We start from the raw sequence: 17,428 nt of genomic DNA on the forward strand, positions 1-17,428 counted from the left end.
GAAAAACGCCGCCATCGCGAGCAAGCTCGCCCCCACAAGCCGCGCGTCAACTTAGCGCCAAGCGCTAGATCCTCACACCTCGCTATCAGTCACCTTGGCTAATTCCAGTCGCTCCTGATCCAATGCGCTCTCACTAACGATTGCCATGACTAGCGTACAGAAGAACGATCCGCCTTGAATAAAAAACCAGATGGACACCAACGCCACGAGGTCAAACTCTACGAAATGTGCAAAAGGCACGAGAAACAGAGCACACAGGAGATAAATGAGCCCTATCAAAATTTCGACCGAAGACGACTTAACCCCTCGCAGAAAATTTCCGGATTGTTTGAACTTATTCGTTCTAACCCACGAAATCTGGAGTTTAAATAAAGGTAAAATGAACGCCTTCACACCCACCCATCTCAGGGCACCTTTGAGCATCAATGTCATGAAATAATCACGCACTTCGTTGCTCCCCAGTTCTCTGACGCCGATCCATATTTCAAGAAATTTTACAACCACTGCCGCCCCAATCAAACCCAAGAAACCATGGGGTATTTGCAATACCTGCGAACTCGACACCAGAAAGACGCAAACGAGAAAAAATGATATATCCACCAAAAATGCGCACGCACCGATACAATCTTTAAAGGTCGTATACAATCTCAAGCTTCTTTGAGCCACCGTCATTTTTTCGTTAGTCAGCCCAAGGTATCGACGCCAATTCACCCTGAACTCCTGGGTGGCTCCCGCCCACCAACGAAACTGTTGTTTTTTTATCCCGTCCAGAGTTTCTGGTATAAGCCCTTTGCCCCATGTGTCGCTGAATACATGCCCTGTATATCCCTTAGCCATAATTCTCATGGCCAGCTCCAGATCCTCGGTAAGCGCGCATTCTGCCCACCCGCCGAGTTCTTCAATCAAATGACGCCTAACCATACACACCGTACCCACCAAATAACCGGCACCGTATTCGTTCAAGGCAGGATGTACTGTTTTATGGCCAATTAAATAGTGATGATAAACGCCAGATAAAAACGGATTACCCCGCCACTCCCGATAGTCATGACTGGTCTGCACGAACCCCGTTTTTTCATCTTCAAAAAGTGCGATATATCGCCTTATGAACGCAGGGTCCACTATATAATCCGCATCGATAATCAAAACAATTTCTGCGTCGACGTTCGAGTGACGTAGCGCAAAATTTATGGCGCCCGCCTTTGCACCAGCGAGAGGATCGACATGAAAAAAACAAAATCGTTGCCCTAGTTTTGTACAGAATTTTTCAACCGGCTTCCAAAGCTCAGGATCTTTTGTGTTATTGTCAACAACCAACACCTCAAAATTATTATACTCAAGGTTCGCCACTGCACTTAGGGTGGCAATAACCAAAGCCGGAGGTTCCGCATAACAAGGAACATGTATGGAAATCAACGGATTCCACCGCCCATCGGCCATACTTATTTTTTGCAGCGCAGCATCACGCTTCGGAAAATTGATGGTAAATCTCGGCAAGTCTTCAAGCACTCTGCAAAGCATATAAAATACCGCGATGAGCAGACAAATAAGCTGAATAACATAGATACAACCCCAAAGTACAATCCCCAACTCCACTTGCTGAATTTTTTGATTTACAAAAATCAGGATAGCCACAGGCACAGTAAACCTAGCCACCAGCAGCCCGACACCAAACAGACTGATAATCGGAATATAAAAACGAACTAAAAACCCTAAAGCTACTCCGCCTAGCAAAGAAAACAATGCCCCCTCCATCTCTCCTGTAACGACGGCGACTGAGATGAGACTCGATATGAAACTCGTTATCCAGAGACCACTCCAAAAATATGCCGACGGCTTGGCATAGGAATATCTGGCCCAAAGAATAAGCGCACTTAAGACGTTAAGTGTGGCAGCAAAATATAACGACTCCACGATCGTCTCCCTGTATTGACATTACATGTGAAGCGTTTGTCGAGCCGAATCTATGCGCGTCGGGATAGGGCTGTCTACTGTCAAAGATGACAGTAGACAGCCTAAGTTATTAGCAAGTAGTAAACAAAAAACCCCTCCAGCCCCAACTAAGTCTCAGTTGGGGCTGGAGGGGTTTTCTTCAGGTCAAAAATCTACGTCTGGCTATCGCCTTCCGGATCCTCATCATCCGGCGTATGGATTGGCGAACCATCATCATCCTCGCCATCGTCCGGATCGCCTGCGTCCGCATCGGTCGCGGCAAGCATCAACTCACCCTGCGCCACCGATCCGCTTGATGCATGTTTTTCATGCTCATCGCACTCAGCCCAGGCAACCGTTGAACCGAGAGACAGCATCACCAACACCTTCAGCAAAAACATCATGCGTAGCAGCTTATTCATGACCAATTCCTTCTTTTTCCGGATAAAGCCGGGGCCCGACGGCGCTCAAGAAAATCTAGTTCTGAACTGCCCGGTTCACCAGATAAGACGCCACCGAACCGCCAGAAATGCCCCCGCACGACAGAATGGTTTCGAATAAGCCTTATTTCAAAACCAACTAACACCCAAAACCCAGTGTGGGAGCGAGCCTGCTCGCGAAGAGGTCGGCACATCCAGCATCCAGGCAGCCTGACCCACCGCTTTCGCGAGCAGGCTCGCTCCCACAGGGGCTATGGATGACCGGGAGATCGAGGATCTGACACAAGACCATTGTGGGAGCGGGCTTGCCCGCGAAGAGGCCGGCACAACCAACATCTAGGCAAGCTGACCTATCGCTTTCGCGAGCAGGCTCGCTCCCACAGCTTTTGGCTTTAAACGCTTACTGCTTAGTGATGCTCCCGCGTCGCGCGGAATTTCACATCCGGCCAGCGCTCTTCCATCAGCGCCAGGTTCACCCGGGTAGGCGCCAGGTAGGTCAAATGCCCACCACCATCCAGCGCAAGGTTTTCCACGGCCTTGTTGGAGAATTCCTCAAGCTTTTTCTTATCGCCACATTCGACCCAACGGGCGGAGTAAACGGTGATCGGCTCGTAGGAGCACTCAACCTTGTATTCCTCTTTCAGGCGGCTGGCGACGACGTCGAACTGCAGCACGCCGACGGCGCCGAGGATGATGTCGTTGCTGCGCTCCGGGAAGAACACCTGGGTGGCGCCTTCTTCGGCCAATTGCTGCAAACCTTGGCGCAACTGCTTGGACTTGAGCGGGTCCTTCAGGCGCACGCGGCGGAACAGTTCCGGGGCGAAGTGGGGGATACCGGTGAAGCCCAGGGCTTCGCCTTCGGTGAAGGTGTCGCCGATCTGGATGGTGCCGTGGTTGTGCAGGCCGATGATGTCACCGGCGAAGGCTTCTTCCAGTTGCTCGCGTTCCGAGGAGAAGAAGGTCAAGGCATCGCCGATACGCACGTCCTTGCCGGTGCGCACGTGGCGCATCTTCATGCCTTTTTCGTATTTGCCGGAGCAGATACGCATGAAGGCAATGCGGTCGCGGTGCTTGGGGTCCATGTTCGCCTGGATCTTGAACACGAAGCCTGCGAACTTCTCTTCCACCGGCTCCACGGTGCGCTCGTTGGCAACGCGCGGCAGCGGGCGCGGGGCCCAGTCGACCACGGCGTCGAGCACATGGTCGACGCCGAAGTTGCCCAGGGCGGTCCCGAAGAACACCGGGGTCAGTTGCCCATCGATGAATTCCTGTTGGTTGAACTCATGGCAGGCGCCCTGCACCAGCTCCAGTTGCTCGACGAAACGCTCGTACTCATCGCCCAGGTGCGCGCGGGCTTCGTCGGAGTCGAGCTTCTGGATGATCTTGGTTTCGGTGCGTTCATGGCCGTGGCCTGGGGTGTAGACGATGATGTAGTCGTCGGCCAGGTGGTACACGCCCTTGAAGTCGCGATAGCAACCGATCGGCCAGGTGATCGGCGCGGCCTTGATCTTGAGGACGGCTTCGATCTCGTCGAGCAATTCGATCGGGTCGCGGATGTCGCGGTCGAGTTTGTTGATGAAGCTCACGATCGGCGTGTCACGCAGACGGCAAACGTCCATCAGCGCGATGGTCCGTGGCTCGACGCCCTTACCGCCGTCGAGAACCATCAAGGCCGAGTCCACCGCGGTCAGGGTGCGGTAGGTGTCTTCCGAGAAGTCTTCGTGGCCCGGGGTGTCGAGCAGGTTGATCATGTGATCGCGATACGGGAACTGCATGACCGACGTGGTAATGGAGATACCCCGCTGCTTTTCCATCTCCATCCAGTCAGAGGTGGCATGGCGGTCGGACTTGCGGGATTTCACCGTGCCGGCCACCGCAATCGCCTTGCCCATCAGCAAGAGCTTTTCGGTGATGGTGGTCTTACCGGCATCGGGGTGGGAAATAATGGCGAAAGTGCGGCGTTTCGCGACTTCGGCGGCCTGTTTGGTCATGGGAAATCGCCTGGCAGGTGATTCAAAAAAGGGCGGCGATTATAGCTCAACTTGGGCCAGGAACCGAACCGTTGAGCACATCGAGGGTGGCCAAATGCTGCCCAGCATGGGAACCTTTTGCCGCGTGGAGCCGTCCACAACCCTGATATGAGCAACCGTCGGGGCCTGCAAAATCAGCAAGTTAGCCTGACGAGGCTGCGCCCATGGCTCGCTTCGACGGTCCTTTGACCCGCCTCGAAAAGAGCTGCTTCTCGCGAACGTTTTCCCGGCATCCCATGATGGTTTGCCGCCCGAGCAAAGCGTGCGCCGACTAAAAGAAAAAGGAGTCCGCCTGTGGCTATCCGCTATGGCAAAGGGCTGACAGGGGCTGCGTTCGTCGTCGCACTCCTGGCCCTGTTGGTCCACTGGATTGGCATCGATACGATCCAACGCTACCGCGACGATCTGCTGTTTTACCTGCAAGCGCACCTGATGCTTGTATTGGCATCCATGTTTGCGGCCCTGATAGTCGGCATCCCAGCCGGCATACTCCTCAGCCGCCCCGGCATGGTCGGGCGTGCCGAACGCTTCATGCAAGTGTTCAACATCGGCAACACCGTGCCCCCCTGGCCGTATTGGCCATCGCCCTAGGCGTCCTGGGCATCGGCAACGGGCCCGCCATCTTCGCCCTCTTCCTCGCCTCACTATTGCCCATCGTGCGCAACACCTATGAAGGCCTGAAAAACGTTCAGGGTTCCCTCAAGGAAGCCGCTATCGGCATCGGCATGACTGCGCGCCAGGTGTTGTGGAAAGTCGAATTGCCCAACGCCGTGCCAATCATAGTCGGCGGGGTGCGCGTGGCCCTGGCGATCAACGTCGGCACCGCGCCCCTGGCGTTCCTGATCGGCGCCAACAGCCTTGGCAGCCTGATCTTCCCCGGCATCGCCTTGAACAACCAGCCGCAATTGCTGCTCGGCGCAGCCTGCACCGCCCTGCTCGCTTTGCTGCTCGACGGGCTGGTGACACTGGCCAGCCGCCTCTGGCTGGAACGCGGTCTACGACCGTCCTGAGCCTGGCTGGATAAAGGAAACGTTATGAAGAAGATGAGCTTGATTCTGGGGTGCCTGCTGCTGTTCGCAGGGTTTGCCCAAGCCGCTGAAAAACCGCTGATCCGCCTCGGCGCCCGGGTATTCACCGAGCAGACATTGCTGGCGGAAATCACCGCGCAATACCTGCGTGACAAAGGTTACGACGCGCAAGTCACCGGCGGCCTGGGAAGCAACCTGGCCCGTAGCGCCCAGGAATCCGGGCAATTGGATTTGCTTTGGGAGTACACCGGCGTGTCGTTGGTGGCCTACAACCATGTCACCGAAAAACTCGACAGCGCCCAATCCTACGCTCGAGTGAAAGAACTCGACGCGAAAAAAGGCCTGGTCTGGCTTGCTCCGTCGAAATTCAGCAACACCTACGCCTTGGCCCTTCCTGAAAAAGTCGCGAAGAAGTACCCGCAGATCAATTCCATCAGCCAGTTGAACGCGGTGTTGCAGGCCGAGGCCGACGAGAACCATCTGGTTGCCCTGGACACCGAGTTCGCCAACCGTTCCGACGGCCTGGCCGGCATGGTCAAGCAGTACGGTATGAACCTGACCCGCAGGAACATCCGCCAGATGGACGCGGGCCTGGTCTACACGGCGCTGCGCAACAGCCAGGTTTTCGCCGGTTTGGTGTACACCACCGACGGGCGCCTGAATGCCTTCAAACTGAAGCTGCTGGAAGACGACAAGCATTACTTCCCCGACTACACCGCCGCGCCGGTGGTACGCCAGGCATTCCTTGACGCGCACCCTCAACTGGCCGCGCAACTCAAGCCCCTGGCCGAACTGTTCGACGACGAAACCATGCGCCAGCTCAATGCCCGCGTGGACGTGGATCATGAAAGCCCTTCCGCCGTTGCCGCCGATTTCCTGCGTCAGCATTCGCTGCTCTCAACCCAATGACCTGGAGGAAAAGCCATGGATTTTCTTGACGCCTTTTCCCATCTGGACTGGCCGCTGGTGCTGCACCTGACCTGGCAGCACATCACCCTGGTGGGCATCGCCGTGACCCTGGCAATCGTGATCGGCGTGCCGCTGGGCATTTTCATGACCCGCTTCCCGGCGCTCGCCGGCCCGTTGCAGGCCAGCGCCACGGTGCTGCTGACGATTCCGTCGATTGCCCTGTTCGGGCTGCTGCTGCCGTTCTATTCCAAGTTCGGCCAAGGCCTGGGGCCGATGCCGGCGATCACCGCGGTGTTTCTTTACTCACTGTTGCCGATCATGCGCAACACCTACCTGGCCCTGACCGGGGTCGAACCCGGTATTCGCGAAGCCGCCCGCGGCATCGGCATGACCTTCGGCCAGCGCCTGCGCATGGTCGAACTTCCCATCGCCGTGCCGGTGATCCTGGCCGGCGTGCGCACCGCCGTGGTCATGAACATCGGCGTCATGACCATCGCCGCCACCATCGGCGCCGGTGGCCTGGGGGTGCTCATCCTCGCTTCCATCAGCCGCAGCGATATGTCGATGCTGATCGTCGGCGCCTTGCTGGTCAGCCTCCTGGCCATCTTCGCCGACCTGCTTTTGCAATGGCTGCAACGCTCGTTGACTCCGAAAGGATTACTGAAATGATCGAATTACAAAACCTCAGCAAAACCTTCAAGAGCAACGGCAAGGATGTGAAAGCCGTGGACTCGGTGAACCTGACCGTCAATGAAGGCGAGATCTGCGTGTTCCTCGGGCCGTCGGGCTGTGGCAAGAGCACCACGCTGAAAATGATCAACCGGCTGATCCCGCCGACCTCGGGCAAGGTCTTGATCAATGGTGAAGACACCACCGGCCTGGACGAGGTGACCCTGCGCCGCAATATTGGCTACGTGATCCAGCAGATCGGTCTGTTCCCGAACATGACCATCGAGGAAAACATCACCGTCGTCCCACGCCTGCTGGGCTGGGACAAGCAGAAATGCCACGACCGCGCCCGCGAATTGATGAGCATGATCAAGCTTGAACCCAAGCAATACCTGCACCGATACCCGCGCGAATTGTCCGGCGGCCAGCAACAACGGATCGGTGTCATCCGCGCCCTGGCGGCCGATGCGCCGCTGTTGCTGATGGACGAGCCCTTCGGCGCGGTCGACCCGATCAACCGCGAGATGATCCAGAACGAGTTCTTCGAGATGCAGCGGGCGCTGAACAAGACCGTGATCATGGTCAGCCACGACATCGACGAGGCCATCAAGCTGGGGGATAAGATCGCGATCTTCCGCGCCGGTAAATTGATCCAGTGCGATCACCCGGACACGCTGCTGGCACATCCCGCCGATGAGTTCGTCAGCAATTTCGTCGGTCAGGACAGCACGCTCAAGCGCCTGCTATTGGTCAAGGCCGAAGACGCGGCGGACAACGCCCCCTCGGTCAGCCCCCAAACCCCGGTGACCGAGGCGTTGGAACTGATGGACGAACATGACCGGCGCTACGTGGTGGTCACCTGTGCCGAGAATAAGGCCCTGGGGTATGTAAGACGCCGCGACCTGTACCGTCAGACCGGAACCTGCGGCCAATACCTGCGGGAATTCAATGCCACCGCCGCCTACGACGAACATCTGCGGATCCTGTTGTCACGCATGTACGAGTTCAATCGCTCGTGGCTGCCGGTGATGGACGCCGAGCGGGTGTTCCTCGGCGAAGTGACGCAGGAATCGATTGCCGAGTACCTGAGCTCCGGCAAGTCCCGTGGCGGCAAGACCAGTATTGTTTCGCCGGCGGAGGCTGCCTCAGTCTGACCAACCACGACCGCTTTTGTGGCGAGGGAGCTTGCTCCCGCTTGACCGGGCTGGCGCTCCAGTGCGAAGCGCTCATCGCTTTTTTGGGGCCGCTACGCGCCCCAGCGGGAGCAAGCTCCCTCGCCACAAAGGCAAAAGCCATATTGAGCAAGCTCGAAAACCGATCGAGGGGAACGTCAATCTGTCACGCAGGTCGGTTACATCATGAGCTGTCGACCACCGCACGACGGATGCGTGCAAAAACGCGACATTTTTAGTTGATCTCAGGTCCCTCACGCCCTAAAGTTCGCGCCGAACGTCCATGCTGGAAACGATCCATCCGGCTCAAGTACTGACGACGAGACAGCAAGGCCAAGGGAATCAAGCGTCCCATGGCCTTTTTGCTTTCGGCGACATGCCTTGGGAAGTAGGCGAACCAAAGTGGGGATACGGAGGACGTTCGCGGGGGCAGCTTGCCCTCAAACCCATTGATTCTGATGTTTGCCAGTAGGAGTCCCAAGTATGTCGATCCAGGTCGAAGATTATTTCGCGCGCGAAACCTTTCAGAAAATGAAGGCGTTCGCCGACAAGCAGGAAACCCCGTTCGTGGTGATCGACACCGCGATGATCGCCCAGGCCTATGACGACCTGCGCGCCGGTTTCGAATTCGCCAAGGTCTACTATGCCGTCAAGGCCAACCCGGCGGTGGAAATCATCGACCTGCTCAAGGAAAAAGGCTCGAACTTCGACATCGCTTCGATCTACGAGCTGGACAAGGTCCTGAGCCGTGGCGTCGGCCCGGAGCAGATCAGCTACGGCAACACCATCAAGAAATCCCGAGACATCCGCTACTTCTATGACAAGGGCGTGCGCCTGTACGCCACTGACTCCGAAGCCGACCTGCGCAACATCGCCAAGGCCGCGCCGGGCTCCAAGGTGTATGTGCGGATCCTCACTGAAGGCTCGACCACCGCTGACTGGCCATTGTCGCGCAAGTTCGGCTGCCAGACCGACATGGCCATGGACCTGCTGATCCTCGCCCGCGACCTGGGCCTGGTGCCGTACGGCATCTCGTTCCACGTTGGCTCGCAACAGCGCGACATCAGCGTCTGGGACGCGGCTATCGCCAAGGTCAAGGTGATCTTCGAGCGCCTGAAGGAAGAAGACGGCATCGTCTTGAAGCTGATCAATATGGGCGGCGGCTTCCCGGCCAACTACATCACTCGTACCAACAGCCTGGAAACCTACGCCGAGGAAATCATCCGTTTCCTCAAGGAAGACTTCGGTGACGACCTGCCGGAAATCATCCTGGAGCCGGGCCGTTCGTTGATTGCAAACGCCGGTATCCTGGTCAGCGAAGTGGTGCTGGTGGCGCGCAAGTCCCGTACCGCCGTCGAGCGCTGGGTGTACACGGACGTGGGCAAGTTCTCCGGCCTGATCGAAACCATGGACGAAGCCATCAAGTTCCCGATCTGGACCGAGAAAAAAGGCGAGATGGAAGAAGTAGTGATCGCCGGCCCGACCTGCGACAGCGCCGACATCATGTATGAGAACTACAAGTACGGCTTGCCGTTGAACCTGGCAATCGGTGATCGCCTCTATTGGTTGTCGACCGGGGCCTATACCACCAGCTACAGCGCGGTGGAGTTCAATGGGTTTCCGCCGTTGAAGTCGTTTTACGTGTAACCCCGACGGCTAAAGAGAAGGTCCATGCAATCATGGACCTTTTTTTATTTTCGCAGCCAGGTTTCAAAATCCTTCAACTCAGTCAAGCAATGGTCGAGCGTCGTTATCGCCGTATCCAATTTCAAATTCAGCTCTCCCAAGGTACGCGAGGGAATCGCTCGGTCGAGTTCCTCCACTACGCTGTGCATCCGCTGGAACAGCGCTTGGGCCAGCAAGCTCATGTGTGAATTCAAATTGACGAAAGCACCGGACAAGGATGCGATATCAGCCTTGTACTCCGCAGCCCTGACCGAGGCATCCGGGGAGGAATAAACAATGTCCCAGGGCGGTGTGGTATCGACCTCTTGGAACAACGCCTGCGCTAGCGTCGGTTGAGCATGACAATGGCAGGACCGTTGATCCATGGCGCTGGTAAATACCGCGTTCACACCAAACGACTCATTGTTCAGCTCGGTGAACTTGAACGCCAGCTGTCTGATTGAGCTCCTGACGGTAATGAAGCGAGCGTAAAACTCATGGACCAGGTCCCCGATGTTCTTCGGTGGCCTTATCGTCCAGCGCTCGGAACGGGAAAAACTGAACTGTCGAAAATCCAGCTCGGCGAGCAGCTGCCGCCTTGAGGTCTGCGCCGTGATATCCAGCGCCTCCTGGGTGAAAGATCTCAGTTCCTCCGTATGGGCGCCGCAGGACACCCTGATTGCATTAACGTCTTGCTCCAATGCCGAAAGATACTTCGCATGGAAGTACGCATTGTTCAAACGTGTATCCATAGCCAACGTAGCAGGCTGATGGCCAGCTATGCGACGTCGCTCCAAGACGACCGGAATCTTGTCAAAGACCGAGCGCAGCGTATCGAGAAAATATATGCGGCGATCTAGAGTCCTGCGCTGAGTCTCGGTAAAACTACTTTGTAATGAGTTCATGATATGCCTTGATGATGGCGGCCTCTCGGGCCGCCAACGTTCTATCAACTAACATTCTTGGCTCACGCCGAAACCACCTCAAATCAGCCTTTGGCCGGAAAGGGGGCGCAGATATTGAATGACGCCGGGAACAGTGGAGAGAACCTTCTGGATATCTTCTTCAATAGACGGCGATTCTTCACGAGCAAAAACCTTTGCGAACCTCTCATAGGCGCCAGCGATGTTTGCGAACTCCTTGACATAGTCCAAGCGAAAACCATCCAAGCTATCCAGGCTTTTGACCAACTCTATTTTCCCTCGTATGACGGCGATGTCCTTGTCCTGCACGTCGATATCGATACGCAGCTGACGGACTCTTTCCTTGAGCGTGTTGTAACCAGCAACCATACTCAGATAGGAAATCGTTTCGCCAATACCAGCGACCAGTTTTTTCAGTGTGTCCATCGCCAGCAGTGCGACTTGTACCTGAGGTGGCGCCATTCCCATCGCCGCCAAGTTTTCCACTGTCAGCTGCGCCTCCTGGCCAATTTTTTCGACGCCATTTTTCCTGATCGTCTCTATCGCTTCGGAAACTGACTTGGCCTGCTCATCTAGCTCGATACGCTTGGCTTGCGCATTAGCTTTTTGCTCCTCTGCATAGGCTCGATCTTGTTCCAGTACAAGCACCCATTCTTTCGATGCCGACCTGTCATAGTGAGTGCTCAGGCTCAGCTGGATTCCACCCAATTCCTTGGCCTCTAGACTGATCAATTTATTTAACTTATCAACTTCAAATTCAATCTCCGAGCGAAAATCCTCCTTATCTTCCTCATCAAATCGGTCCATTTTAGCTTTATAGGTTTCAAGTTTTTTTGCCGTTTGCTCCAGATTGAAAATTGTCGTCTGCGCGCGCTTGCAAAGTTCTGCCGTCTCGACATTTGCTACGGATGCCAAACCCGTCATTGTTGCTACCACATCGGGCAAATAATTGTGAAACTCTAAAAGTAACTGCGCCTGCGTCCTAGAGCTCTGCATGCCCTCGTTAGAGCCTAACAATGCACTGACATTCAGTTGTGGGTAATACGATTCATTCGACATATAGGACATTCTCGCCATCCTTGGTTTAATTAAGTTACCGGCCTGATATTCCTTCTCGGCCTCATCAAAAATCGCCAGCAGCGCATCGGAACGGTGTTGAATCTCATTCTCCCAAGGCGAAACCACCAACTCGATCTGGGTAATGAACATTCTCAGCCTGACGGCGTTTTCTATTTTTTCGACATGTTCCGATGACGATTCTATAAAGTTGCTTAACGAGTTCCACACCAACATGAGGTTGCGCGTCGCCGCCTCCGCCTCAATCGTTACAGCACTTAGGTTTTGAAGATCCCCTCGCACACGATTCAATGAAGCTAGCGTCTGACTTTTACTCGACAGCTTCTGAATATCGCCATCCTGTTCGTTCTTTAACCGATTTCGTTCTTTGCGCAACTCTTCAGCCTTGACGCCCTGATAGATACCCATTATCAATCCGCCAATATTCAAGGTCGCGGCGGCGCCAATCGCCTCTTTAACCATATTGGCATACTGCTGATTAAGCTCGTCAATACTAGCGGCACGCTGATCAATTACTTTCTGAATGACTTCAATATCCTGCTTATAGGTATTGTCGCTGACAGCTTTCAATCGCAACTTGACCGCCGGCAGCACGGTCTCGCGCATATCGATGCCAAACTTATCAAGCTGGAACCTCACTTCTTCGGCATTCTTATGATTTTTTTGGACTTCGAGCAACATATTCTTAAGAAAATCTTGTATCTCCTCAATGTCCCCCTTTTCTACCGTCAGGTCCGGGAGATCGGGCAGCGTGCGCATGAGCTCGAAATACTCTTCGACTGTTTTGATTTTATGCTTCTTCAAATACTCCGAAGCGTCAAGATACTCATAGACTGCAACTATTCGCTTGCCGTATTTGGTGAATGTTTCCGAGAAGTTGCTCAGTTGATTTCCCGTCTGCATGATACGCTCACGTAAAGGTGACCAACGTTTGGCATGATCATACGTGATGGCGAATGTCCTCTGAAAGTCAACCGCCTTGAGCCCCAGTCCGCCCACGTCACCCGCGCCATAATTCAAATACACTTCCACATCTTGTAAACGAACAGGAAGCGATAAACCCAGCACTTCATATTTTTTCAGGCTAATGATCTGTTCCTTGGTTAGCTGTATTCCCGGTTGCCTGTTATTTCCTCCGCCCTCACCGAAAGACGCTTTCACAAACACCTCAGGCGCCTCCGCGGCCGCCTTGACTATCCTGTCATCCAACTCGATTTCCATCTTTAACTTCCTGTCATTAGACTATCCAGTGTTATTGCGCACACTTATAAAAGCGCGCAAAAAGACTCTAGGATATATCTGCGACACGCCACAACACCTCAAGTATTAACAAACAAGACAGCCGAGCGCGCCGAAGCGCAAAACTGTCGGCCCGACAAATCCTGAAGTTATAAAACTCGAAATATGTTTATGGACAACACTATTTAGAAAGACATAGGGTTAGCGGCAGGCTCAATTACGAATTGTTGGTGTCCGTCACTTGAAAAAGCCGCTGCCGATAAGCACAAGCCATGGCACGAACTTCCGGATGCAGAGCATCCCGCAACGCCTCACTGCTCACGCGAAGGAAACTCACATTCCCACCCGCCAGCGCCTCGCGCAGCCAAGTCAGTGACTCGTCGATGCGACCTTCTTGCGCCAGCACCGCCGCATGGCTGAACTGGCCTCGGAAATCTCCAGCTTCGGCCGAACGCCGATACCACTCGGCCGCCGCAACTGGATCCGCCGGGCAACAGCGCCCGTCCTCCAGATAACGCCCCAGCAGGTTCATTGACTTGGCGTGGCCCAATTCGGCGGCGCGGCGGTACAGGGCCAACGCATGCGGCTGATCTTCAGTAACCCCACGCCCGGTCGCCAACAGGTTGGCGTAGTTGTACATCGCCCAATCCAGCCCTGCCTCGGCGGCCTGTCGATAATGGGCGGCAGCGACTGCAGGATCGGCAACACAGCCCCAACCATGCTCATGGCAACGGCCCAGCATGTTGCGCGCCATCAAGTGCCCGCGTTGGGCGGCGATGTCGAACCAGCGCAGGGCCAGGGGTTTGTCCTGTTCGATGCCCTGCCCATCCAACAGAATTTGCCCAAGCAGCGCCTGGGCCTCCAGCACGCCAGCGCCAGCAGCGATGAGAATCGCCTGGGCCGCGCGCGCCGGGCTGTCCTTGAGCATGGCTTTGAGGCTTTCGCCGTCGAGCACCTCTTCTCGGCGCAGACGAAAATCCGCCACTTACACCTCGACCCAGCGGCGCAACAGGTTGTGATAGGTGCCGGTCAGGCGGATCAACGAAGGGTGGTCGGGTACGTCCCGGGTCAATTGCTGGATCGCGCCGTCCATCTCGAACAGCAGCGCCCGCTGGCTGTCTTCGCGCACCAGGCTTTGTGTCCAGAAAAACGAGGCGTAGCGCGTGCCCCGGGTGACGGCGTTGACCTTGTGCAGGCTGGTCCCCGGATACAACACCATGTCGCCGGCCGGCAGCTTGACCCGCTGGGTGCCGTAGGTGTCCTGGATTTCCAGCTCACCGCCGTCGTAGTCCTGCGGGTCGCTGAAAAATAGCGTCGCCGACAGGTCGGTGCGCACCCGCTCGGCACTGCCCTTGGGCTGGCGCACGGCATTGTCGATGTGGAAATCGAAGCTGCCGCCAGCGCTGTAGCAGTTCACCAATGGCGGGAACACCTTGTGCGGCAGGGCCGCCGACATGAACAACGGGTTTTTCCACAGCCGTTCAAGCATGGCCGCGCCGATCTCCTTGGCCAGGGGATGGCCCTCGGGCAGTTGCAGGTTGTGCTTGGCCTTGGCCGATTGATAACCGGCGGTGACCTTGCCGTCCTCCCATTCGGCCTGCTCCAGCGCTTCACGAATACGCTGCGCTTCTTCGGCGCTAAACACACCGGGGATGTGCAACAACATGGCATTCGGACCTGTCGATAGAGGGGCGCCAATGGTAGTGATTCTTATTGGCTGTGCACAACCCCGCACAACGCACCACTCGACGGAAACCGTAAGGGCAAATTGTAAAGAATGTAAATTCCTCTCAAATAGCAATATTTCGCAATTGATACAAATACCTGTTTCCCCTATATTCCGCGGCCTCAAACCTTGGGGAAGGCACTGTTCATGTCGCGTCAACAACTACAATCACCGGCCCATTCACCTCGTTTACTGGCTTCCGCCATCGGCGTCGCGCTCAGTGCTACCTCCGTGGCGCAGATGGCCCAGGCGGCAGAAAATACCGAAGAAAAAGCCCCGCGCAATGCCATTTCCCTGGATGCCACCAGTATCACCGGCGAAGCCCAGGACACGACGTCCTATCAGGTCGAGAAAGCCTCGTCCTCGAAATACACCGCGCCGCTGGTCGACACGCCACGCTCGGTGACGGTCATCCCCCAGCAAGTGCTCAAGGACACCGGCGCGCTCAACATGCAAGACGCGCTGCGCACCGTGCCCGGCATTACTTTCGGCGCGGGTGAAGGCGGCAACCCCCAGGGCGACCGCCCCTTCATCCGTGGCTTCGATGCCCAGGGCGACACTTACCTGGATAACGTGCGTGACACCGGTTCCCAGAGCCGGGAGATCTTCGCGGTCGAGTCCATCGAGGTCAGCAAGGGCCCCAACTCCGCCATCGGTGGCCGTGGCGCCGCCGGCGGCACCATCAACCTGGTGAGCAAGAAAGCGCATCTGGGCGACTCCTTCGACGGCGGTTTCACCTGGGGTTCGGACCAGACCCAGCGCTACACACTGGACGGCAATTACCAGTTCAGCGACAGCGCCGCCGGCCGTCTCAACCTGATGAGCCATGAAAGCAACGTCGCCGGTCGTGACAAGGTCAACTACGACCGCTGGGGCGTCGCGCCATCGCTGGCGTTCGGCCTGGGCACCGATACCCGGGTCAACCTCGATTACTACCACCTGGAAAGCAACGACCTGCCGGATTCGGGCATTCCCTACACCGTGCCCGCCTCGGGTCGTACGGCCGATCGCACCAAGGCCAACCCCGACAAGCCCTACGCCGGCGGCGACAGCAGTAACTTCTACGGCCTCACCGACCGCGACTTCCGCAAGACTCGCGTCGACACGGCGACCATCGCCATCGAGCACGACCTGAGCGATGCACTGACGGTCAAGAACACCCTGCGCCACGGCTCCAGCATGCAGGACTACATCCTGACCCAGCCCGACGACAGCAAGGGCAACGTCAACAATGGTACGGTCTGGCGCCGGGCCAACACCCGCGTCAGCAATGTCGACACCACCACCAACCAGACCGATCTGTTTGGCGATTTTTACGTCGCAGGATTCAAGAACAGCTTCTCCACAGGCGTCGAACTGAGCCGCGAAACCGGCGAGAAATCCTCGTACAACGTCAACACCGACACCGTGCCGGGCACCGCCGCCGCGAACACCAACTGCACCCCGGCGACAGTCGGCTCGCCAAGCGGGAACAACTGCACGTCGCTGTCCAATCCAAACCCGAACGATCCCTGGAACGGCGCGATTTCCCGCAACTACGCCGGCACCGACACCACCAGCGTCACCCGTGCGCTTTACGTGTTCGACACTTTGGAGCTGTCACCGCAATGGCTGGTGAACATGGGCTTGCGTTACGACCACTTCGACACGAAATACAAAACCTACAATGCCGCCGGCACCACCACTTCCAAGGGTGATGACACCAGCGAGTTCGTTACCGGCCAGTTCGGCCTGGTCTGGAAACCGGCGGACAACGGCAGCATCTATGCGTCCTACGCCACCTCGGCCACGCCGCCGGGCAACACGGTCGGTGAAGGTCAGGAAGGCAACCCGCTGGGTGGCACGCCGGACCGCAGCGGCAACCTGCTCGCCAGCGACATGGAGCCGGAAACCACCAAGAACTACGAAATCGGCACCAAGTGGGACTTGCTCGACAGTCGCCTGTCACTGACGGCCGCGATCTTCCGCACCGAGAAGGAAAACGCCCGGGTCCAGGTCGACACCACCACCTATGAAAACGCCGGCAAGACCCGCGTCGACGGCCTCGAACTGTCAGCCAGCGGCAAGCTCACGGAAAAGTGGCAAGTATTCGCCGGCTATAGCTACCTGGACAGCGAACAGGTCGATGGCGGGCCGTTGAGTGTTACCGATGGCAATCAATTGCCCAACACACCGAAGAACAGCGCCAGCGTCTGGACCACCTATGCCCTCACGCCAAAGCTGACCATCGGTGGCGGTGCCTTCTATGTGGACGATGTATTTGGCAGCGTGGCGAACACTACGATGGTCGATTCCTACGTGCGTTACGACGCCATGGCCAGCTACAAGGTCAGCAAAAACCTGGACCTGCAACTCAACGTGCAGAACCTGACGGACGAGACTTACTACGACAAGGCTTTCTCGACCCACTTCGCCAACCAGGCGGCCGGGCGTACCGCGTTGTTGAGTACCAACTTCCACTTCTAAAGGCGAAAACCCGATGCCGATGGTCAGGCAATGTACTTGTGGGGGCTAGCTCGCTCCCACGGGACTGAGCCCCCGGCCATCACGGACCGGCACCGGGCAAAAAGCCCCGCTCATGCAAATGATCGGGGCTTTCAGGTGTGTTTATGAATGGT

At 56.5% G+C, this 17,428-nt stretch carries 12 protein-coding genes and 1 pseudogene; 6 read left to right on the plus strand and 7 right to left on the minus strand.

Annotation, left to right across the window (positions count from 1 at the left end):
• Positions 1-72: 72 nt before the first annotated feature.
• The 3 genes from DOCECA_RS18360 to DOCECA_RS18370 form a co-directional block, all read right to left on the minus strand.
• On the minus strand, positions 73-1,914 hold the full coding sequence (locus tag DOCECA_RS18360) for a glycosyltransferase (protein ID WP_445570897.1): 1,842 nt from the start codon (positions 1,912-1,914) through the stop codon (positions 73-75).
• A 191-nt stretch (positions 1,915-2,105) separates the two neighbouring features.
• Positions 2,106-2,354, minus strand: a complete 249-nt coding sequence (locus DOCECA_RS18365; protein ID WP_445570898.1) for a hypothetical protein — start codon at positions 2,352-2,354, stop codon at positions 2,106-2,108.
• Positions 2,355-2,779: 425 nt separating this feature from the next.
• The gene (locus DOCECA_RS18370) at positions 2,780-4,363 is read right to left on the minus strand and encodes a peptide chain release factor 3 (protein ID WP_434560681.1); all 1,584 of its coding nucleotides are present in this window, start codon (positions 4,361-4,363) and stop codon (positions 2,780-2,782) included.
• A gap of 333 nt (positions 4,364-4,696) precedes the next feature.
• Here DOCECA_RS18370 and DOCECA_RS18375 point away from each other — a divergent pair.
• The 5 genes and pseudogenes from DOCECA_RS18375 (at position 4,697) to DOCECA_RS18395 (ending at position 9,827) form a co-directional block, all read left to right on the plus strand.
• Positions 4,697-5,412, plus strand: a pseudogene (locus tag DOCECA_RS18375) (ABC transporter permease).
• Between the two features lie 24 nt (positions 5,413-5,436).
• Positions 5,437-6,339 carry a glycine betaine ABC transporter substrate-binding protein gene (locus DOCECA_RS18380; protein WP_434607802.1) on the plus strand — a complete coding sequence of 301 codons (903 nt, stop codon included), beginning with the start codon at positions 5,437-5,439 and terminating at the stop codon, positions 6,337-6,339.
• A gap of 15 nt (positions 6,340-6,354) precedes the next feature.
• Positions 6,355-7,008, plus strand: a complete 654-nt coding sequence (locus DOCECA_RS18385) for an ABC transporter permease (protein WP_420765553.1) — start codon at positions 6,355-6,357, stop codon at positions 7,006-7,008.
• Complete coding sequence (locus tag DOCECA_RS18390) at positions 7,005-8,162, plus strand: osmoprotectant ABC transporter ATP-binding protein OsmV (protein WP_434648964.1); 1,158 nt, start codon at positions 7,005-7,007, stop codon at positions 8,160-8,162. The genes DOCECA_RS18385 and DOCECA_RS18390 overlap by 4 nt, the downstream gene beginning before the upstream one ends.
• A 501-nt stretch (positions 8,163-8,663) precedes the next feature.
• Complete coding sequence (locus DOCECA_RS18395; protein WP_420765555.1) at positions 8,664-9,827, plus strand: type III PLP-dependent enzyme; 1,164 nt, start codon at positions 8,664-8,666, stop codon at positions 9,825-9,827.
• A gap of 44 nt (positions 9,828-9,871) precedes the next feature.
• Here DOCECA_RS18395 and DOCECA_RS18400 read toward each other — a convergent pair whose 3' ends face one another.
• From DOCECA_RS18400 to DOCECA_RS18415, 4 genes are all read right to left on the minus strand, one after another.
• On the minus strand, positions 9,872-10,750 hold the full coding sequence (locus DOCECA_RS18400) for a hypothetical protein (RefSeq protein ID WP_445570899.1): 879 nt from the start codon (positions 10,748-10,750) through the stop codon (positions 9,872-9,874).
• A gap of 78 nt (positions 10,751-10,828) precedes the next feature.
• A complete protein-coding gene (locus tag DOCECA_RS18405) occupies positions 10,829-13,066 on the minus strand; it encodes an alpha-xenorhabdolysin family binary toxin subunit A (protein WP_445570900.1) in 2,238 nt (745 codons plus the stop codon).
• 235 nt (positions 13,067-13,301) lie between these two features.
• Positions 13,302-14,012 carry a tetratricopeptide repeat protein gene (locus DOCECA_RS18410; RefSeq protein ID WP_445572178.1) on the minus strand — a complete coding sequence of 237 codons (711 nt, stop codon included), beginning with the start codon at positions 14,010-14,012 and terminating at the stop codon, positions 13,302-13,304.
• 57 nt (positions 14,013-14,069) lie between these two features.
• Positions 14,070-14,750 carry a Fe2+-dependent dioxygenase gene (locus DOCECA_RS18415; RefSeq protein WP_445570901.1) on the minus strand — a complete coding sequence of 227 codons (681 nt, stop codon included), beginning with the start codon at positions 14,748-14,750 and terminating at the stop codon, positions 14,070-14,072.
• 207 nt (positions 14,751-14,957) lie between these two features.
• On the opposite strand from DOCECA_RS18415, the gene DOCECA_RS18420 reads away from it, so the two are divergent.
• Positions 14,958-17,276: a TonB-dependent receptor gene (locus DOCECA_RS18420; RefSeq protein ID WP_434560695.1), complete on the plus strand. Its 2,319-nt coding sequence runs from the start codon at positions 14,958-14,960 to the stop codon at positions 17,274-17,276.
• Positions 17,277-17,428: the final 152 nt, after the last annotated feature.

It is taken from the genome of Pseudomonas sp. E102 (assembly GCF_052660185.1).